Genomic DNA, 21,260 nt, shown 5'->3' with positions numbered 1-21,260 from the left:
GTTCAACCTGAAACACTACAGTTTCTGAATTTGTTCGTAATAAATGTTCATTTGCAAGAAGCTCATACCGACAAGCGGGATCACCAGGTAGAGAAAAATGAGGGCATACATCGGGGTGAAACCAATCATTCTGCCCCATGAGGCTTTTACATCAATCATTCGGGTATACTCCTGCTTCCGCTGATCAAAATAAAATGCCATCATACTGTCCAGATCATCAAATGCTTCACGAATTGATATTTTACCGAGTGCAAGCTGCAGTTTGTCCACCAAACGCTGAAACTCAGGCAAGCCCGCATCCTCTTTCAGTTGCTCAAGCGCATTTTCGGGCCCGTGCTCAAAGTGCAATAGACATTTTTGCAATGGACGTTTAAAAATGACAGCGAATCGATTAAGCCATTCCAAAATCTCTTCAACGGACATCCGATCCATCTCACGCAAAATGGAGATTACCGTCTGATACTGGTAAATTTCATGCCTCATGTCCATGCTGCGCATTTTACGCTGAAACATCATGAGCCAAATCGGCATGTAATATCCGGCTGCACCGATAAAAATGGCAATCAGCAGTTCCCACCAGTGCAAATACTGCTTGTTGTATACCTCCAGCTTTTGAATAATGCGCAGACTCGTTTCAGTTTGCGTGTCGGAGTCCAAGGGGATGGGGGAAACCTGTTGTAGCGTGTTAAACACATCATCGTAGCTAGTTCCACGTTTCATTCCTAACCGTTCCATTACCTCTCGGTCCAAAGCTGTTTTTTCAGCAGCCTGATTCAGTTCCGCTTCGGCCATCGCTCCAAACATTCGGTCATCTCTTACAGGGTCGAATAGAATGTGATTTCTTTCGATATGATGAAGCAGTAATATACAACCGATCGCCAGAGCAAATGAGCACACAAACAACATCAGTCTGCGGATTACCAGCCACTCGTATTTCAATTCGGCGCTGCTCTCCCTCATCAACCTAACAGTCTGGGTGTAGTTAGCACTTCCTGGTTTGGCAGCAAACAACATGGCCAATTTACGAATGAATCTCTGGTTGTATAAAAAACGGTCCATCATGGAAAGTTTGCGCCCTGACCGGAATCGAGTTTCATCATATTGCTGAAGTCTCTGCAACAGCAAATAGGCCAGGATAATGATGATGTAGATTGATATTTTGGTTATAAATCCAAGCTTGCTGCGGTAAAACTCATCCATGGTCGGAAAACTGCCTCTCGCCCAGCGTTCGATGGGAGCGGTAAACAATACCGGAGCCAGTGCAATCATATTCAACCCTTTTAAAAGGTAATCCAGCTTGTCCCGCCTCAAAATTTCCAAGTGGATTTCCTGAGTCAGGTTTCCCAAACCTTTCAGGTAGATTGAACCTTGAGCCCGATCCTTATCACCAAACTCCATGACCATAAAGGAGATGCCAGCGAAAGCCTTCAGAAAGCGATTGGGGGCTATCTCGTAATATCTCTCCAACGCTTCATTGGGATCTGGCGATGTCAGTGCCTCATAGATCAGCAGCACCTGATCGGCTGCTTCACCCACGCCTGCTTCTCCAGCTTCATAGAGTGCTTCTTCAATCATTCCGTGCTGATGATATCGATGCCGCACATCCGCAAACAGGTCCAGCATGTGGACCAGAAGCCGCTTCTCCGTACGATTTAGCCACAAGTCCACAACAAGGCTATTGATCACGACAGCACAAAGTACGGACAAAATGACGAAAGCAATACCCGGTTGCATTAAAAACAGCACGATACTAATACTACCGTATCCCCCGGCAACGACCAGAACAACAGTCATGGTCATACGACGTAATGATGCTTCGTCTCCAACATGTCTGAAAGAAATCCGCTTCTGAATGAGATAGATATAGGATGATAGCAGAGGCACCTTCATTCCCCAGCGGTAGGACTGCAGCAGGAATGACCTCATCCATACCGTTCGATGGACAGTAGGAGTTGGTGCTCCAGCGGCTCTACTGCTCGCCCCCTTTCCTCTCTTAAGATAGAAATTGAGAATTAGGAGCGTAACCACCAGTCCGGATATGCATACAGCCAGCAGAATGATAAGCCACGATTTAGTTGTCATGCATATCACCCCAGTACTGCTCGATAAATTGTTCAAACTGTGATGCATCCTGCAAAGTCATATGGTCCCGCATATCCATGATGCTGCTTGTGGAAAGGGGCGCGGTCACCACATATTTGCCCTGCTTAAATTCGATCACATTCCGAAAAGCAAATCCTGCACGTTCTTCTACACTGTGCACCTGATCGGCACGGGGCAAGCACTCTGTAATTCGCTCGATGTACCTGCGTCCTTCTGGATCCTTTTTCATATGAACATCAAAATTGATGACACTGACGACCTGTTCCTCGGCGATGTGCTCATGTTGAAACATGCCTGTTTTGAGCAAAGAATTTCGGAGTGAGAATACCAAATCACGGAACGTCTTGGCATGATGGGTAAACAGGGTGAACAAACTGGCAACCTGCGACATTTGAATCATCCAGGCAGCAACCTCATCACTTGCAACCTCGCCAAGTATATTGACTGTTCCATCCGTTTTTTTCTGCAAATCCAGTCCTTGTTGACCTGAAATATGTTCCGTCTCCCGAAAGCTCAAAATATTACGACGGCTGTAGATTCGACGCAGCTGCAGCTCAAATGCCATCTCTTGTACACGCAGGGTGTATGAGGCATAAATATGCTTGACCATCGCCATCAGCAGCGTCGTTTTACCCGATCCCTGTGCACCTGTCACAGCCGTAATGCGGCTTCCTTTCATGAGGTACTGCAACAACGTGATTGGCAGTTCCGCATTCTTTCCAGTTATCAATTGCTCAAGCGAGGCATTGGGAATGTCGAATTTACGGACAAAAAAAGCCCATGACTCTGCAAAAGGAGGCCTTACCACAACTACGCGAGAGCCATCCTTCATTTCGTTGACTTTATATCCATTCGCTTCCGACAGCTGACCAGGGTAATTGTATTTATAAATATTCTGACAAACCCTTTTCAGTTCCCGGATACTGCCGAACGATAGAAATGAAAGATGGATCGACTTCCCTTTGTAGAAAATCCAAACACTTTCCATACCACTTAACGGAACCTCCACTGGTGTATCCTCAAAGCCATCTTCCAACAGATCATTCCAGGAAGCTGGGTGCTGAACTCCCATATCCTGCATGGCATCCAGCATACCGCTAACTCCCCCGCTAACCCCGTCAATTCGCTGGTCTCTGATTTCATCTACAACCGAGAAGCCCTTGTAATGCTGGTAGATTCGCTGGACGATAATATCCGTTTTTTCTCTAAATCCAAGCTCACGGTATTCGCATTCAAATACGTACCGGATATCTTCCTCGGAAATATAATATCCACCGCCATCCTCAGCACCATCCTCCAATCGGAGCCTGCCCAGATCGTACGTGTCAATTAATCGTGACAAGGCATCAACGCCGAATTGCTGACGGTAGAGGTAAAAGACAATCTCAAACTGATCTTGAACGGATAACAACTCGGGCTCCGCAAAAAGGATGACTTCATCCACATTGGTCTTGTTCAGACCTATATTTCGAGTGAGCAAATCACCGATCAGGTTTTTTACATAAGTTTTGTCACTAATGCTGCCAGAGACGCAGCCTTTTAGTGCTTTTCTCATCTCGGCACGCTGATTGATTCTTCTTCGATATTCTTCTTCATGTAGACCGATATCAGCAAGCTGACTATGACTTAATTCATGCAGCGAGTTCTTCACCTGTTCAGTTAACATTTCAATCGTGAATGCCTCTCGTTCAGGAGTTCCTGCAATTTTTTGCCGATTGAATGTTTTCGTTTTGATCCAGATGTATGTCAAAACCGCTATCAAAATGAAACTGATCCCTATCGTATTCCAGAGCATTGGAGGTTCAGGCTCCCCTTTCCAGCCTTTTCAAAACAGTGCGCATACCGGCACCGTCCATAATCAGGCGAGCAAGTTCAGCCATACTGGCGCCCATGCTCCCTTTTCGAAGATCTCTACTATCACTCAATCCTTCAAGTTGCAGATACGTAGCTGTATCCCGCCGGTTCACTGCATCCAGGAATGCGGTTGTATAAGGCACAATGGATACAGATCCTTTGTAACGGAAGCGCCGGCGAATGTTGTTAACTGTTGCCCTTGCTTGCGGATCATACTTGTTGATGACAACATGCATGTTTTGGTTACTCAAACTCTCCGGTCTGATATGTTCAAAAAACAATTCCAGATCCCGCATATTTTGTGTTAAATTCACGACAACATAGTCAGCTTGAGCCAGGAGAACGGCCGCATCCATCCCCTCCCGGTCCACATCCAGCAAAACCATATCGTAGTACTCATTCGCCACTTTCAGCAGTGCTTTCAACGTTTCTGCATGTTCTTTTGGCGTGCGTTCCATCTGGTTAATTCGTCCGGTCAATAAATCCAGTCTTTCCTGTAAAAGCGGCTTTGCGTAATCTCTCAAATTATGCTTGTTCAGGCTTCCGCTAATATGTAAACGTTCTGCTGCATCCCAACCACCCTCTTCAAATCTGAACAGAGAGTCAGCATGTCCTGACTCCATAGTTGTAAGCGATGCTTCAATACCACTGCCGGCGGGGCCAGTGTTTACTAATAAAATCCGGGTCCTGTATTGAAGTGCCATGGCGTAGGCGCTAATTACTGCACTGGACGTACTGCCCGAGCCTGCAAAAGGACTCCAAAACAAAATGTTGCTCATGCTCTCATCCTTTCCGCTTCCTTTATTGCTCGGCGGCTCCAAACACTTTCCCATCCGGTCAATTGCTCGAACAATCGACATAATGATTTTTTGTAACTCCGTGATAAAGGCCCTAACCGCACCCGACGATGATGTTCATTTTCCAGTTTTACCGCAGCAGTCAGTTCATCCCAGGGAAGCATCAATGATTCACCTGTCCAAACAAATGGACTTCCCTCCAGATAAGCCCACAGGTAACGTTCCTCCAATTTGCAGTCGACTGCATTAATCAGAATGCGCTGAAATGAAAGCTCTGTTGGCAAGGACTGCTCTTCAAGAAGCCGCCTCAACCAGCCTTTTCCTCGTTCCAGATTGTAACGTTCATAATCACTTACCCAGACACGAATATCGGCCGTAAGCCACAATTCCCTTGAGGCGAAATGAGAGGTTTCCATGTCATACAAGACATAATCATAGGATTCCAACCCTTCTCCACTTGCCTCCAAATGACTCTCAACAGCAGCCGATGTCACAAAGTGACAGGCAATATCAAAACCCTCGAATTCAGTGATCCGCAGAGAATGGTGTTCTTCTCCAACCCCATACCCGTACTTTTGTTGCAAAGTTCCGTCCACCAGCAAAACCCGCTTGCCTGAAGTGGCTAAAATTTTGCACAGATATAACATCAGATCATTTTTCTCACATAATCCGGCGAAAATCCAAATATGCAAGTGATCTCAACTCCTTTCTTGAATGCATGAATTTGTTGTTATCTGAATTAAATTGTTAAATGGTATATGTCAGCTACTCCCCACCGGTCAAAAGACTTTTCTGTTCATCCGTATATCCGGAGGACTCAGTGGAGTCATTATTTCCATTTGTCGTTTGCTGATTGCTTCCTGATCCGTCATTCCATATGACTTCGTTCGAAGTATTGTTAGATCGAGGTCTGCTGTTATGGGATACAGATGATTGTGCAACATCTTGCTCAACACTTTGAGACGGCACTGTTATGGAAGCAGCCAGAGAGCTCTCAAGGGAACTCCGTACCTGTCTCGACAACTCCTGTTCTGCCCTGCGAACGATATTCGGATCACTTTCAAGCAGTTTCAGCACTTCACTATTGGCAGGGTACGTTGGGATTGCTGCTGTCTGGAACTGAGGCTCAACATACGTTAGTGCATAAATCGAAGCTTTATGTAAATAGGCATCTACAATTGCGCTGGACAGCGACAGGATTTCTTCCTCAGTCATGGTGATCCACAACGTCGCTTCATTCAGGCGCTCTACTTTCTTTTTGGACAGAAGGATATAGTCCTGACCTGTTGGAAATTGGATTCGAATGTCAATATTGTCTCCTTGAGCAAGTGAAGAGGGTAATAAAACGACCTGCAGTTCACGATTTCTTAGATCCGGCGGAGCCGGTGTGTCTTCGTACACCATTTCGGTTGTTATGGCTGTTCCTTTTTTCAGTTCTATTTTGGCTACTTGGCCTTCCATCTGTTTGGTGCTGGACCATAAATTACGTGGTGCCTGAGCATCCGGTACTGCAATAAGTTTAATATCCTCGGGCAAGATCGGTTCTCCTGCTTCAATGTCACGCACCGTTACCCAGCCCTGTGCTCCCGTGTTCCATTGCTGCAGCAGCTCAGCCTCTTTTTGCTCATAAGCTGAAGCATACTGGGCCTCCATTTTGGATTTGGTGTCATTCATTGTAAATACGTTGTAGATGACATATCCCCCGAACAATAATCCTACTGCACCCGCACCGGTTAGTCCGGCATAGATCATTTGTCGGCTTTGTTTTCTTAATTTGGACAAAAAAGGCTCTCCTTTCACAAGCTCCTCTAATCATGAATTTTTTCTTCTTGCAAAAAACGAACGCTTCTTGGGCAGCTGCCCGATCAAATGATTTAAAATGTGCGCAAATACCTTGTCTGTCTGCGGATCCCTGTCAAAAGGATCAATGTGCAATGGAAGCCCATATACACTTGATGTATTCAATGATCTACGTACACGCTGAACTGCATCAGTGGCTGCTAGCGGCAGACAATAAATCCATTTGTCCCTCGGATAACGATAATGCGAACGAACAAAGGCATTGATCTCTGCCTGTTTCCACTCAGCGCCTGACCCTACAACAATAGGCAGGTCTGCTCTGAGAAACTCCTCTAGTCGGTTCTGATCCTGACTACTGCCCAGATCCATAACGATGAATTGATAGCTTCCTCCGAGCAGCGACAAAATATCTGCTCGTCCGGACTGTTTCCAATAGTGCACTCCGTCTACTGCAAACTGTCTGCCTGTAGATAACGGCTTCCCGGCTTGTGCAACTTGCTGAATCCTTGCAAACGATTGGGAACGCGGCGACATCTCAATGACTGCCACTTTAAACTGTTGTCTCTCCAGGTAATGGCTAATGGCTATGGCCGTATGCGTAACCCCAACACCGGAAGATGCCCCTGTCAGAGCGATAACTCTAGTCCCGCCGCTGATTGTCAATGTTGTCGGTTCATTACTCTCCGTAATTCCAGGTCTTCGAAGCAGTTCTTTGCGGACTTCGTCGGCAGATTGAAAACGTTCCTCGGGATTCTGTCTCAATAATCGCCTTACAACCGGAATGTAGGTGCGCGGAACATCACTGCGTATGGAGCTTTCAACGCCTTGGATCCATTCCGTATACGTACCACCAGTCATGAGGTACAGCAGCAAGGCTCCAAGCCCATACAAATCCGATCTGGCATCCGTTTGTCCGGTACCGTATTGTTCTGGGGCAGCAAACCCTGCCGTACCCAGTTTTACCGTATCCTCTGTATGCTGAGCTTTGAAGCTGCGAGCAATTCCAAAGTCTATCAACCTGACTTCATGGTCTGGGGTTACCATGATGTTGGATGGCTTCAGATCCCGATAGATCACTGCCGGATTCAGACCATGCAAATAACTGAGCACATCGAGTAATTGGAGTACAAAATCTGTCATATGTTCGAGTGGGATCTTTCCGCGACATTGCTTGTGATAATCGCTCAGTGTCTGACCCTCAATGTATTCCATTACCAGATACGTATACCCCTCTTCATCCGGTACAAAAAAATCAACAATCAGCGGTAATCTTGGGTGTCTGAGTGATGTCAGAAGAGCAGCTTCCGTCTCCATACTTGCTTCGTAAGGTATCGTAGCAACACTTTCTTTGATGGCCCAAGTCTTACCTGGCAACTTCATATCTTCTGCCTTATATACGTGACTCATCCCACCTGAACCCAGTACGGACTCGATCCGATATCGTCCTCCCAGCAGGCTTCCGCGTTCCAGCCTCGCCGGATGTCTCATTTATATTCCTCCTTTCTGCATAACAAAAAAGGGAAAGCTTACCGAAGCGGAACAGACCGGTTATCCGGACTTGTCCACCTCGGGATGCTTTCCCTTGGAATGGTTATGGTTAATATTGGTATCATTATAGTATACGCTACAAGATATTGTAAAGCAGTAAATTTAAAAACTTTACTAGCTTAATATTTAATCATATAAAGTGTTATTTCCTCGCGATTGTGGAACAATTGTTTGGACCGTTGAATCTGCATTCGTGAACGCTCAAACGTATCAATGACTTCCTTGATCAGTGCCAACGGTTTCTTATGAAGCAGTTTTACCGTAACAACCGCTGTTCCACCGGATTGAAGGCTGTATAACAAGTCCGAAACGAGTCGGCTCATCAGTTTTGGACTCCAGCTCATATCACAGACAAGCAGGTCAAATTCACCCTCACGGAACCGGACATCACCTGCATTCTTTTTCAAAAACGTAAGTTTGGGCGATTGCAGAAGTGTGGCATCCATTTTGGCTGGGTCCACTGCAGTGACTTCAAGACCGCGTTCAAGCAGAAACGAAGTCCAACCACCTGGAGCGGCACCAATATCCAGCGCTTTGTGGAACGACGCGAAATCAATGCCAAATGTCTGCTCAGCCTCAAGCAACTTGAATTTGGCTCGCGAGATCTGACCTTCCTCTTTTTGAAAACGTACAGCACCCCCGCTCCAGTCGGAAAGGTTCTGTTCAGGTCGTGAAATACCAGCGTATAATACTTCATCTGCCGCAAACACAGAAATGACATGGTCGGCATCGCGAACTACCCATTCACAGCCCAAAGTATCCAGCTTTTCGGTCAATACCTGCTTCAATGAAGCAGCATTTTCCAGCCAAAACGAGCCTTCTGTTTTCCGGACCTGTAGTGCCACTTTGGTTCCGGTCAACTCGGTATGGTTTGTAATATAGGCAATCAGTTTCTCCAGGGCCTGATCAGAATCTTCCGTGTTTTCCTGAAACTGAACAGGCTGAATGTGACGCAGAAACGTTGGATTTTCCTCGAGGAGTTTGATTGATACCTCTTCCTCCGCCACCGGCAAGCCGGCGAGAAGAATTTCACCCGGTACGAGTACCGTGCTCTTCACAGCACCGAATGTACGGCGCAGTTCTTCCTGAGCATAAGGTGCAAAGCCATGATTGGCTGTGCAGATAAAACGGGAGAAATTCCCTTCCCCCCAAGATGACTGTGTACTCAAATTGTGTTACCCTCCAGAACGTACGCGAATCCACGGCCGATCATGATCCCACTGAATATCGACCGGAATATCGTACGTATGCTTAATTGTATCTTGTGTTAAAACTTCATGTTTGGTTCCCGCTGCGGCAATACGACCTTCGCGAGTCAACGCTACATGTGTAAATAAAGGCACGATCTCTTCCACATGATGCGTTACATATACTACCGTTACATTACGCTGACGTAGTCGATCGATTTCAGCCAACATTTTTTCCCGTTCGTACAGATCAAGTCCAGCGCACGGCTCGTCCATGATTAATAACTTGGGATCCGCCATCAAAGAACGTGCCAGCATGACTTTTTTTCTTTCGCCCTGGGAAAGTGTACCCAGCGGGTGGTTAGCCAGTTTAGCGAATCCCATATCATTAAGAAGATTCATGGCTTTGGTCTTCACTTCATCGGGAATGGTCTGATAAAAGCGCAAAAAGGCAAATGCACCTGTCGCGACGACCTCCCATACCGGATCTCGCAGCGTCAGTTTCTCCATCAGCGTTTGACTGATATAACCAATCTCTTTTCTGACTTCACGAACGTCACATTGCCCATATAAGTTCCCCAGTACCTCAATACGCCCTTGACTGGGAAACATATATCCGTTCATCATTTCCAGCAGCGTTGTTTTGCCTGAACCATTTCGTCCCAGAATAACCCAATGCTCACCTTGCTCAATATGCAGATGAACGTCATCCAGGATCTGATTGTCCTCACGGCGGAGAGAAACTTGCTCCATCGAAATAATCCTCATTTTAGGACCACCTTTCGAATTTCATTTAGCAGGTGCTCCACCGAGGACATCCGATATATTATTTTAGGTACATCCTGCTCTCCATCAAACAACATCACTGCAGGTACACTTGAAATTTGAAATTGCTGCACAAGATCCGGAATGTCATGGATGTTCATTTCAAACAATGTGTTCTCAGGCAGCAAATGCTCTGCAATTTCCAGCATTCTTCTTGCTGCCGCACATGTACCGCATAAAGGGGTATAGACAAATACAGCCTGAGGAATGCCTTCCCACACACCGCGCATCAAAAGCTTGGAATGAATGGGCTTCATTAGCTATGCTCTCCTGCAGCAACTCGAAGCATAACCTCACCTGTCATCGGACCGTTGTGTACCTTTACAGTGTCAGGTTTATTGGTATACAACATTTCGTACATTTGACGTTTGCCGTACATGCTGGATGTGTGTAAATAAATTTCGCGCGGAAAAAGCCCTTCCCGTACAATGGCAGCAGCTACCTCTCCACCATTTGGCGAATCCGGCCCCAATTCATAATCCAGGGACAGGATATCCACATCGCCTTCCCTGAGCAGCATCAGACATTCTTCAGCATTGGTAGCCAGAACAAATCCTTTAGGACATGCCCGGTAATCATCCAAGAAAACATGCATACAACCACTCCTCTCCCCGTTTACAGCCAGGATCGCATGACTTCAATATCATCTTTGTGCGTCCCATCTTCACCTGTCTCCGTTTCCAACACAACAACAGCCCGTTGGAACTCAGGTGAACGAAGCAATTCCTGCATCGCTTTGTTTCCTATATATCCCTGACCGATTCGCTCATGTCGATCCTTACAAGAACCGGAAGCATATTTGGAGTCATTAAAATGCACAGCAGCAAGTGCATCCCAGTATCCAAGCTGTCTGCCTTTTTGGAGCATAGCCTGTTCACTATTGCTGTTCCACATCCCTGAAGCAAAAGCATGACATGTGTCAAAACAAAAAGCAATATGCTCCGGAAATTGACTCAGCTTGCGAATCTGAATCATTTCTTCCATTGTCGTACCCATTGGACCGTGGTCCCCTGCCTGATTTTCAAGCAGAACTTTTGCCTGTCCATTCCAGTCTTTCAAAACTGTATCCAGACAATGTATGAGATTCTGATATCCCTCAAGCGGTTGATCGCTTTTAAGATGACCAAAATGAACCACGGTTCCTACCGAACCGCAAGCATCTGCAATTTCCAGATCATTTCTTATGGAAGCTATGGTGGCATGAAACCCCGCCTCTCCACGGGTCATGCCCAAAGCCGGATTCGTCGGATAGGGTGAATGTGCAATGGACGCGATGCCATGCTCCTCACACCACACCCGGCACAGCTCAGCATCTTTAAGGTCGGGATCTTTCAAACCAAGGCTCCGGGGATTCTTCGGAAAATATTGAAATGCCGTAGCCCCCATATCACAGGCCCTCTTAGCCGCCTGAAAAAAACCACCTCTCGTGCTGACATGTGCCCCGATTCCGTGCTTAGGCCTCATGCTGACAATTCGGACAGAAGAAAGCCTTCTTCCCCGTAATTTCCACTCGTTCAATCGTGCTTCCACAACGTGGACAGCTTTCCCCTTCGCGGTCGTATACCCTGCATTGCTCATCAAAACTTCCTGTTTTCGTGTCCCCTTGCATCAGCGGCATTTCCATATATCCGCCTTCCGAAGCTGCTTCACGGAGCACCGACTGCATAGAACGGAACAATCGCTCAGTGAGTTCAGGTGAACTCGCAATATTCTGCGTTTTGGAACTAGGTCTTAGGCCTGCAGCAAAGGCAATCTCATCCGAGTAGCAATTGCCAATCCCAGCAATAATGTGCTGATTAACCAAGGTTGTTTTCAGTGTGCCGCGGCGTCCTTTCAGCAATAAAGCAAAACGCTCAGGATTCATGCGCCGATCGAGCGGTTCAGGTCCAAGTTCGGACATGGCTTCTTCTGTTTCCTTGGACGTAAGCAGGTGCAAATAACCCAATCGGAGTCCAATAAAGAACAGGATGCGATCACCAAATTGAATCTCAACTTGTGTCGATCGATCAGGACGATCTGCCTCCGAACCCCAGTAAATCATGCCTCCCAGCATGAGGTGGAGTACTAGTCGTTTACCGTTTGCCAAATGAAATATAAGATGCTTAGCCCGGCGCTCGACAAAAATAATACGATTGCCTGTAAGCTCGCGTGCAAATTCCTCTGGCTCCTTGTTGATGGATTTTTCCCGATTGACGATAACACCTGTAATAGGTAAATCAAGTATTTCTGCGGACAATAATGTCCGGTAGTTTTCCATTTCCGGCAGTTCCGGCATCTGTATCTATCCCTTCTTGGATGCTTGGCTCGCTTGTTGCGACAGCCACTCAATCAGTTTATGCAAATCATCAAATACATGATCAGGACGTACCTTGGTAGCGCTGATATGATTATCCATATTTTCTCTGGTTGTGACACCGGTCAATACCAACAATGTCTCACATCCAGCTGCTGCTCCTGCTGCAATATCGGTACGCATATTGTCCCCGATCACAGCGACTTCATCAGCTCTTAGATTTAAGCGGTCAATGGCTGATTTCATAATAATGCTTGAAGGCTTGCCGATTACGGTTGGTGAAACACCTGTAGCCGCTTCAATCGCAGCACCAATGGTACCTGCTCCTGGGGTCAGTCCATCATCCGATGGAAGCTGCAGGTCAGGATTCGTCAGGATTGATGTTGCTCCATCATTGATCCAGCGCAGTGCTTTGGTTAATTTATGGTAGGAAAATTCTCGGTCAATCCCTTGAATAACGTATTCCGGCTTATCCTCCGTCAATTGTAATCCTGCTTCATCGATAGCCTGGAGTAATCCTGCTTCTCCAATGCAGGCAACCTTGGCGCCCGGAGATTCTTCAGCTACATATTCAGCAGCAGAGACTGCAGAGGTGCATACCTGAGAAGCTTCCGCTGGAATCCCCATTCCGTTCAGGTGATCTGCTACCCCTTGCGGTGTACGGGAAGAATTATTGGTTACAAACAAATAAGGTACAGCTTGATCATTCAGCGTCTGGATAAGCTTGTCTGCCCCCTCAATCCGATGTCTGCCATGATAGAGTGTTCCATCCAGATCAATCAGATAGGCCTTAATCATACAGAGCACTTCCTTTCTTTTAGACCATTAACATTTCATGTCCTTAATTAAATCCCGATGATTTTTTGATCTATAGCTATGTATTCCAGAAAATAATATGGGCTTGCTCGTATGAACACGTAACACGTCGAACCGAATCGAACTCAGACGTTTTGGCTCGCGCGTCTTCTGTACAAGCTTGTCATTTCCTGCGCTTTCCCGGAAAATAATTTGATTCATTTCCCTGCTCATATTGCCCATCCTACACGCTTTCCGATCAGATTGCAAAAGGGACCTCAGGGCTTATTCCCTTCAGTCCCGCCTGGTTTGCCGTCGTTGAACCACACTGTTTTTGAAAGTCCAACTGGCTTTATTGTAACTGAGATCCATTCAGGTGATGAATGACAGGAATCAATTGATGCTCATTCGCCAATCTGGAGTTAGGAAAAACGATCTTTGCCTCGTCCAAAAGGGGCTGCAGTTGTTCTTCATCCTTATAGCGAGAACTAAAATGAGTCATGATCAATTCTCCAACATCAGCTGCTCTAGCCGCCTCGGCCGCTTGCTTAGCAGTACTGTGATAATACTCATGGGCAGTATCGGCCAAGTCATCCATAAATGTTGCTTCATGTACGAGTACATCTGCATGCTGAGCGAGGGGCAATACATTTGCACATGGACGTGTATCTCCCAGAATGGTTATCACTTTGCCGCGCTTCGGTGCTCCTAGCACATCCTCCGGACGAACAACACTGCCGTCATCCAGGGTAATTGTCTCTCCGCGTTTAAGACGACCAAAAAGAGGACCCGGCTTCAAGCCATACTCAGCCAGTTTGGCTTGGTCGAGACTGCCTGGACGATCCTTCTCCGTAATTCGGTAGCCGTAGCTGTCGATTCGGTGTTCCAGCAAAGCAGACTCTACAATGAAGCTCTCGTCTTCAAACAGCAAGCCACCCGTATGCTCCATAATCTTCAACTCATAGTTAATCCGGGACTGACTTAACTCCATTGCGGTTGTAATCATACGTTCTGTTCCAGGTGGTCCATAGACCGTTAGGGGCGTTGTCCCTCCCTGGTAGGCTCTGCTCGAAAGCAAGCCGGGAAGCCCAAATACATGGTCCCCATGAAGATGGGTGATGAAGATTTTCTCCAATTTACTCAGTTTTAGCGGTGAACTTAAAATTTGGTGCTGGGTTCCTTCCCCGCAGTCAAACAACCACAAAGCTCTTCGCTCATCCAACATGCGGAGCCCAATGGAAGTTACATTCCGCTGCAGTGTAGGTACACCAGCGTTAGTTCCCAGGAAATATAGTTCCATCCGGATTGCACCTCTTTCTGTTGCCAGCAAAAAGCCTCCGACGATGCGGAGGGCTCTGCCTGACCTCTTATTGATTATGCTTTTTCAACGTTAAAATATTTGGCTTGCGGATGGCTGAACACCATTGCTGATACAGAAGCTTCTGGCTCCATCATGAAGCCTTCCGTCAGTTCCACACCAATGTCCTCAGGCTGCATCAGCTTGAAGAGCGGCCCCTGATCTTCCAAATCCGGACAAGCCGGATATCCAAATGACACCCTTATCCCTTGGTAACGCGCCCCATGACGCTGTTTCATGGTCATGTTCGCAGGGTCCGGGAATCCCCATATATCTCTCATCATATGATGCACACGTTCGGCTAATCCCTCTGCCACTTCAAGCGCTACAGATTGCAGCGCATGTGAACGAAGGTAATCCCCTTGCTCTTTCCAGGCCGTTGATAGCTCACGCACACCGTGACCTGCTGTTACAACCATGAAACCTACATAATCCATCTCACCAGACTCCACTGGCTTCAGGAAGTCCGACAGGCACAGGAACGGTTCAACTTTTTGCCGCGGGAAAGTGAAGGTATGCAGAATATTGCTTGTGTTCTCCGGATCGTAAATGATGATGCTATTGCCGCTAGATTGTGCTGGGAAAAACCGATACATTGCATGTGCCTGTATAATTCCATCCCGGACAGCCTCTTGCATAATCTCGTCCACAACTGCTTTGAGATCGGTTGCCTTGGGATCACCGGAAGCGAGCAGCTGTTCCACAGAACCACGAAGACCAAGATGATGACCAAGCAGCATCTGCATGTTCACATATGGCAAAATGTGTGACAGTGGATAATTACGAAGCGTATGCCGCTCAAGATCCGGAGGGACTAGAACCGGATTGTCGATTGCGATATCCGACCGTTCGACCCGCGTAAGCTCCGGCAGCGGTTTAACCGTTTCTGCACTGGAAGCATCCGCTTCTTTTTCAGCCTCCATCTCCAGCTGCATAACTTCACGTGTAGCCGGGTTCATCAGCTTGTTCGCCAGATCCAGACCATCCATGGCATCTTTCGCATAGACAACCATGCCATCGTATTCAGGACGAATCCGGTTTTTGGTGAATTTACGCGTAAGTGCTGCTCCGCCCACCATAATAGGCACGTCAATGCCTGCTGTTCGCAAATCTTGCGCCGTGACGATCATCTGCTGTGCCGATTTGACGAGCAAACCGGATAAACCGATGGCATCCACTTTTTCTTCTCTATATGCTTCTATAATTCGTTCTGGTGGTACTTTTATACCCAAATTAATGATTCGGTAACCGTTATTGGATAGGATGATCTCCACCAGGTTTTTACCGATGTCGTGCACATCACCCTTAACTGTCGCCAGAATGATTTTACCTTTCACCGATGTTTCATTTTTTTCCATGAATTGCTCCAGATAAGCAACTGAAGCTTTCATTACTTCCGCGCTCTGTAAAACCTCGGCTACAATCAGCTCGTTGTTGTTAAACAGTCGTCCTACTTCTTCCATCCCCCGCATAAGTGGGCCGTTGATGACTTCGAGCGCTGAGTATTTGGCAAGAGCCTGTTCCAGATCTGGCAATAATCCCTCTTTGCTGCCTTCGACAACATAGGAGGCCAGACGCTCTTCTAATGAAAGATTCGAAATCTTTTCTTTCTTCTCAACCTTTTTGTTCCGGAATGCTGCTACGAATGCAGCGAGTGTTTCGTCATTCGTATTATAGAGCAGCTCTTCCGACAATCTTCGTTCTTCCTCCGGAATGGAGGCATAACGTTCAAGCTTTTCCGTGTTTACAATCGCATAGTCGAGTCCAGCCTTTGTACATTCGTAAAGAAACACAGAATTCAGGACTTCCCGACCGGCCTCTGGCAATCCAAATGAGATGTTACTGATACCAAGAATCGTATGACACTCAGGCATGGCTTCCTTAATAACCCGAATACCCTCAATGGTTTCCTTGGCAGAACCAATATACTGCTCATCCCCGGTACCAACAGGGAACACCAATGTATCAAAAATCAGGTCTTCTGCCTTCAATCCATACTTGTTCACCAGCAGATCGTACGAACGCTTAGCGACTTCCAATTTATCTTCCCGGCTGATTGCTTGTCCGCGTTCATCAATTGTACCTACGACAACGGCTCCACCATATTTATGGATAAGAGGAGTGACAAGCTCGAATTTCTCTTCCCCATCCTCAAGGTTAATGGAGTTAATTATCGCTTTACCTTGAGAGTACTGAAGAGCAAGATCGATAACCTTTGCGTCGGTTGTATCAATCATCAGCGGAACTTTCACTTTTTTGACAACCAGTTCGAGAAATTTTTCCATGTCTTCAGCTTCTTCACGGTCCGGGTCCTGCACACAAACGTCGACAACATGCGCACCATTTTTCACCTGAGCCCGTGCAATCTCGGAAGCTTCCTCATATTTCCCTTCAACGATCAAGCGCTTGAATTTCCGTGATCCAAGCACGTTAGTCCGTTCACCAACCATATATGGACGATTGTCCTGCTCTATATATACCGGATCAATACCGGATAATGCAGGCGGATGTGTTCCGTTCATTTCTCTTGGGGGGTACTTGGCAAGCGTATCACGCATCGCCCGAATATGTGCTGGAGTTGTGCCGCAGCAACCACCGGCGATGTTCAACCAGCCCTGTTCGGCAAATGCTCCAATTTTCTGAGCGAGTGAGTCAGGTGACTCGTGATAATTACCATTTTCATCGGGCAAACCTGCATTCGGATAACAGCTGACCGCTACAGAAGCCATTCCGGAAAGCGAACGAATATGGTCGCGCATAAACTCCGGGCCTGTCGCACAGTTTAGTCCCACTGAAATTGGGTTAAGGTGTTCTAGGGATATATAAAAGGATTCGATGTTCTGACCCGCAAGGGTTGTGCCCATCGGTTCTATTGTCCCTGATATCATCAAAGGGAGTTTAATCCCGCTCTGCTCGAATGCTTGCTGGATACCAATGCTACCTGCTTTGACATTAAGAGTATCCTGCGAAGTTTCAAGCAGTAGCGCGTCAACGCCTCCCTCGATTAAAGCAAGCGCTTGCTCAGAATAACTGTCGATGAGCTCCTGGAACGTTACCCCACCGGTAACCGAGAGCGTCTTCGTCGTTGGTCCCATCGCACCTACCACATACCGTGGAGACTCCGGAGTTGAGAAGCGATCTACCGCTGCTCTAGCAATTCGTGCAGCTTCGAGGTTAATCTCGCGAGCACGATCCTGGATATCATATTCGGCCAATACGACCGAAGTTGCTCCGAATGTATTGGTTTCGATTAAATCTGCACCAGCTTCCAGATATTCTTCATGAATGCGCTGAATGAGTTCTGGACGTGTAAGTACCAACATTTCATTACATCCATCCAGATCATCACCGCCAAAATCTGCACCCGTTAGATCAACTTGTTGAATCATGGTCCCCATCGCACCGTCGAGGATTAATATTCGTTGTTTTAATGCATCATGTAGACTAAGCTTATCCAATATCTTCACCCCCGCAAAACGTTAAATCTTAGTTTAACAGAAACTAACTTAATGTGAAAGATCGGTTTTATTCAGCTGTGTGGCGGGTTTCGGAGGATTAACGTTGAATTTGCGAATCGACAAAAGGTAGGACATCCGATATAATATCTATTAAACCAAGTGGAAAAGAGGGAAAGAACATGGCTGAAATTGTTATCAGAAATACGAACGAACGTATCACTGGAGACGAAAATGTTCGAAATTTCTTGGACAAATATGAAGTACTTTATGAAAAATGGGATGCATCCAAATTAAGCGCTGAATTGCAAAATAATTTTGGATTGACTGATGATCAAAAAAATCAGGTTTTGGAAACCTATGATTATGAGATCAAAGACCTGGCTGCACGCCGCGGATATCAGATCTGGGATGTCATCACTCTGTCCGAACAAACGCCAGATATCGAAGAAAAATTGGCCAAGTTCGAAGAAATCCACACCCACGCCGAAGATGAAATTCGCGCAATTGTTGCGGGTAAAGGGATTTTTGTTATCAAAGGCACAGATGATGTAGGTTACTTTAATGTTGAATTGTCTCCTGGAGACGTCATTTCCGTACCAGAAAACACACCGCATTTCTTCACTTTGATGGAAAACAAGCAGATTATTGCTGTTCGTCTCTTTATTGAAAAAGATGGCTGGGTTGCTGACCCTTATCCGGATCCAACGTTTATTAAACAAGCGTAATCATATATAGATATTATCGTTCATTCAACAAACCCCTGACCATTCGAACAGGGGTTTGTTGCAGTTTCGATCATTATACAACATACGTTAACTATATAAAATAATGCGGGTACTTTGCTTTGACCGTCTCCTGTTCAACAACGACAAGTCTGAGGTGTGCTTCCATCACCTTCATTGCTTGTTCGGTTTGGCGTTCCTTGATGAGCTGGTAGATTTCCTTGTGTTGGGAGATAATAATTTCCGAATTAAAATCTTCAGACAAACGCAGGATGCGCAGGCGATTAAACGGAATGTTGAGATGCTGAAGCATTTTCCAGGTTCTCATTTTGCCAGTTCCCTGAAACAGGATCTGATGAAACTCCTCATCCAGTTCGAACAGCCGATAGAAGTTTTTCTTGTCCATGCACACTTCCTGCATGGCAATATTGGTTTCCAACCTGAATTTGAATTCTTCTGCAAATGATACGCAAGCCAGCGCTACAATTTCCTTTTCTATTTTCTCTCGCATAAATCTGCCTTCTTCTACATGCTCCAGATTAATATGTGAGACGATTGTTCCGCTCTGCGGGATAATATCCAAGAGTTCCTCTTCAGCAAGCTTCATAAAAGCTTCGCGGACTGGAGTTCTGCTAACCTCAAGTTCGTCCGCAATTTCTTTCTCCGAAATCTTCGTACCAGGCTCCAGTTCAAGATGAAGAATTCTTTCCTTGATCAGATTGTATGAATAAGCCCGGGTCGAACCTCTAATCTTTTGATTAAGTGACATTCCTTAACCTCTTCCTCTCAGCCGTATTCATTCATCTTAGCATAAATTGCCGTTTCACTAAAATGGTTCAGCGAAACGGCAATGGATTAAACTTCGCTTATCATGTTACTGCTGTTTGTTTTCTTTATACTTTTTGTACGTATCATTGGAAATCTGTAGATATTGAGATAAACCTTGTCCTTCCAGTTCTTGCACAAATGCATCGAATTCGTCAAGACTGCGTTCGCCCAGAATAAATTTGAGTGTATTTTGGTCCGAGTAATCCTTAAGTGGAGTACTCAGCAATGTCACCTGTTCACGGTCAATGTCTGAGTATGGAATTGGCGGTTCAGCCGGAATAACTTCCTTGGTATCCTTCATGTCCTGCTGGAATTTCAGCTCTTCCTCGCTAAACATGGAATGCAGCAGATCTGTCGTTCCACCATACGCAAATACACCGCCGGAGAAACCGTAATCAATACGCAGATCTTTTGTGCCTTTAGGATTCAATCCATTATAGTTCACATCATCCGCAAGTTTGCGTACACCATCCTGTTTGGTAAAGGTCTCACCTTCAACCCCCCATTTGGTGAACTCTTGGCCTTCATCACTGTAGTATAACCAGTCAATAAATTGCATTGTTGCTTTGAAATTTTCGCTTTCCTTAATTTTACCGGAAATCATGACACCGTTTTCAAGACGCGATCCAGACATTAACTGTCCTTTTGGTCCACCCGGAACTGTAATTTTGGCAATGGAGAAGTTGCCTTCGCCCAATGTTTTATTCATATCATTGCGGTGCAGAACAACCGTTTGGGAGTTACCGTTAATGATAAATGATTTGCCAGAGACGAATTTTTGTATTGCCTGATCGTCATCTTGAGTTAAACTTTCCTTATCCAGGAGTCCTTCAGACACCAGTTTGTTAAAGTACGTCAGCATCTCTTTGTACTCAGGTGTAGTGGACGTATATACGAATTCATCCTTGTCTTCCTTGTACGTAAGACCATTGCCGAAGCCCCAGCCGCCCTTGGTTCCAAAACCAGCAGCCGCAATATTTAATGTACTGTTGAATTCAAAGCGGTCCGAGAATGGAATGGAATCTGGATAAATCTCTTTCAACTTCTTGGCAGCATCATATAATTCATCCCATGTCGTAGGGATCGGAATATTGTTTTCCTCGAAGACATCCGTTCTAACAATCAGTGTATAATCAGGCCATACTTCTTCGTGCAAACCAGGCAGCACGTAATACTTGCCATCTTCCTGCCGGAGACCCTCCAGTTCATCTTCCAGTCCCCACTTCTCTACCTTGTCCTTGAAATTAGGCATCAAGTCAACATAATCACTTACTGGCAAAACCGCCCCGGATGATACAAAGGCAGATTCTTCGCCCGGATAGGTTTTAGGAATAACGAGAGGTGCATCTCCTGAACTGATCAAAAGAGATCTTTTCTGAGGATAGTCGGACATCGGTACGATCGTCGGATCCAATGTCACCCCCGTCAACTCGGTGATTTTTTGGAAAAGCAACCAATCTTTCTTGTAGGGGTATGCTGGCTGATCACTATAAAGAATGGATAAGTTAAACGGCTCTGACGCTTTAAACGTCTCCCCCACACTGTAGGATTCCATTGCACCCTTAGATTCGGGTTCAGCTTTCTCTGTGCCAGCACCGCTGCTGCATGCTGCCAAAACGACACTCATCATTGTTGCCAAAACCATCTTGCCTACAAGCTTGCGTGGTCTCTTTTTCATTCCATTGTCCCCCTG

18 protein-coding genes are annotated in these 21,260 nt (G+C 46.2%); 1 reads left to right on the top strand and 17 read right to left on the bottom strand.

Annotation, left to right across the window (positions count from 1 at the left end):
* Window positions 1-15 precede the first annotated feature (15 nt).
* The 15 genes from ABGV42_RS02830 to metH all read right to left on the bottom strand — a co-directional run bounded on the left by ABGV42_RS02830 (window position 16) and on the right by metH (window position 18,017).
* Window positions 16-2,082, bottom strand: a complete 2,067-nt coding sequence (locus tag ABGV42_RS02830; protein WP_347380282.1) for a hypothetical protein — start codon at window positions 2,080-2,082, stop codon at window positions 16-18.
* Window positions 2,072-3,898: an ATPase, T2SS/T4P/T4SS family gene (locus ABGV42_RS02825; protein WP_347380281.1), complete on the bottom strand. Its 1,827-nt coding sequence runs from the start codon at window positions 3,896-3,898 to the stop codon at window positions 2,072-2,074. The genes ABGV42_RS02830 and ABGV42_RS02825 overlap by 11 nt, the downstream gene beginning before the upstream one ends.
* A gap of 7 nt (window positions 3,899-3,905) precedes the next feature.
* Complete coding sequence (locus tag ABGV42_RS02820) at window positions 3,906-4,736, bottom strand: ParA family protein (protein ID WP_347380280.1); 831 nt, start codon at window positions 4,734-4,736, stop codon at window positions 3,906-3,908.
* Window positions 4,733-5,446 carry a hypothetical protein gene (locus tag ABGV42_RS02815; RefSeq protein WP_347380279.1) on the bottom strand — a complete coding sequence of 238 codons (714 nt, stop codon included), beginning with the start codon at window positions 5,444-5,446 and terminating at the stop codon, window positions 4,733-4,735. The genes ABGV42_RS02820 and ABGV42_RS02815 overlap by 4 nt, the downstream gene beginning before the upstream one ends.
* A gap of 73 nt (window positions 5,447-5,519) precedes the next feature.
* A complete protein-coding gene (locus ABGV42_RS02810) occupies window positions 5,520-6,536 on the bottom strand; it encodes an SAF domain-containing protein (RefSeq protein WP_347380278.1) in 1,017 nt (338 codons plus the stop codon).
* Between the two features lie 30 nt (window positions 6,537-6,566).
* Window positions 6,567-8,042 carry a serine/threonine protein kinase gene (locus ABGV42_RS02805; RefSeq protein ID WP_347380277.1) on the bottom strand — a complete coding sequence of 492 codons (1,476 nt, stop codon included), beginning with the start codon at window positions 8,040-8,042 and terminating at the stop codon, window positions 6,567-6,569.
* A 179-nt stretch (window positions 8,043-8,221) separates the two neighbouring features.
* Window positions 8,222-9,271: an SAM-dependent methyltransferase gene (locus ABGV42_RS02800; RefSeq protein WP_347380276.1), complete on the bottom strand. Its 1,050-nt coding sequence runs from the start codon at window positions 9,269-9,271 to the stop codon at window positions 8,222-8,224.
* 6 nt (window positions 9,272-9,277) lie between these two features.
* Complete coding sequence (locus ABGV42_RS02795) at window positions 9,278-10,051, bottom strand: ABC transporter ATP-binding protein (protein WP_347383122.1); 774 nt, start codon at window positions 10,049-10,051, stop codon at window positions 9,278-9,280.
* A gap of 2 nt (window positions 10,052-10,053) precedes the next feature.
* Window positions 10,054-10,371 carry a thioredoxin family protein gene (locus ABGV42_RS02790; RefSeq protein ID WP_347380275.1) on the bottom strand — a complete coding sequence of 106 codons (318 nt, stop codon included), beginning with the start codon at window positions 10,369-10,371 and terminating at the stop codon, window positions 10,054-10,056.
* Window positions 10,371-10,709, bottom strand: coding sequence for a cyclic-phosphate processing receiver domain-containing protein (locus ABGV42_RS02785; RefSeq protein WP_347380274.1), 339 nt, complete (start codon window positions 10,707-10,709; stop codon window positions 10,371-10,373). Before ABGV42_RS02785 ends, ABGV42_RS02790 begins: the two co-directional genes overlap by 1 nt.
* A 20-nt stretch (window positions 10,710-10,729) precedes the next feature.
* Window positions 10,730-11,578, bottom strand: coding sequence for a deoxyribonuclease IV (locus ABGV42_RS02780; protein WP_347383121.1), 849 nt, complete (start codon window positions 11,576-11,578; stop codon window positions 10,730-10,732).
* Complete coding sequence (locus tag ABGV42_RS02775; protein ID WP_347380273.1) at window positions 11,568-12,389, bottom strand: Fpg/Nei family DNA glycosylase; 822 nt, start codon at window positions 12,387-12,389, stop codon at window positions 11,568-11,570. Before ABGV42_RS02775 ends, ABGV42_RS02780 begins: the two co-directional genes overlap by 11 nt.
* Before the next feature lie 6 nt (window positions 12,390-12,395).
* Window positions 12,396-13,205 (bottom strand): TIGR01457 family HAD-type hydrolase, encoded by an 810-nt coding sequence (locus ABGV42_RS02770; RefSeq protein ID WP_347380272.1) that lies wholly within the window; start codon window positions 13,203-13,205, stop codon window positions 12,396-12,398.
* 349 nt (window positions 13,206-13,554) lie between these two features.
* Window positions 13,555-14,502: a ribonuclease Z gene (gene rnz / locus ABGV42_RS02765; RefSeq protein WP_347380271.1), complete on the bottom strand. Its 948-nt coding sequence runs from the start codon at window positions 14,500-14,502 to the stop codon at window positions 13,555-13,557.
* A 74-nt stretch (window positions 14,503-14,576) separates the two neighbouring features.
* Window positions 14,577-18,017 (bottom strand): methionine synthase, encoded by a 3,441-nt coding sequence (gene metH, locus ABGV42_RS02760; RefSeq protein ID WP_347380270.1) that lies wholly within the window; start codon window positions 18,015-18,017, stop codon window positions 14,577-14,579.
* Window positions 18,018-18,196: 179 nt separating this feature from the next.
* Here metH and ABGV42_RS02755 point away from each other — a divergent pair, with 179 nt between their 5' ends.
* On the top strand, window positions 18,197-18,742 hold the full coding sequence (locus ABGV42_RS02755; protein ID WP_239296289.1) for a cupin domain-containing protein: 546 nt from the start codon (window positions 18,197-18,199) through the stop codon (window positions 18,740-18,742).
* A gap of 91 nt (window positions 18,743-18,833) precedes the next feature.
* On the opposite strand, the gene ABGV42_RS02750 is transcribed toward ABGV42_RS02755, so the two are convergent.
* Together ABGV42_RS02750 and ABGV42_RS02745 are read right to left on the bottom strand one after the other, a co-directional pair.
* A complete protein-coding gene (locus ABGV42_RS02750) occupies window positions 18,834-19,508 on the bottom strand; it encodes a GntR family transcriptional regulator (protein ID WP_347380269.1) in 675 nt (224 codons plus the stop codon).
* 105 nt (window positions 19,509-19,613) lie between these two features.
* A complete protein-coding gene (locus ABGV42_RS02745; RefSeq protein ID WP_347380268.1) occupies window positions 19,614-21,245 on the bottom strand; it encodes an extracellular solute-binding protein in 1,632 nt (543 codons plus the stop codon).
* Window positions 21,246-21,260: the final 15 nt, after the last annotated feature.

The organism is Paenibacillus pabuli (assembly GCF_039831995.1).
GTDB lineage: Bacteria > Bacillota > Bacilli > Paenibacillales > Paenibacillaceae > Paenibacillus > Paenibacillus pabuli_C.
The sequence above is the reverse complement of the archived record's forward strand: the minus strand, read 5'-3'. Positions and strand labels throughout refer to the sequence as shown.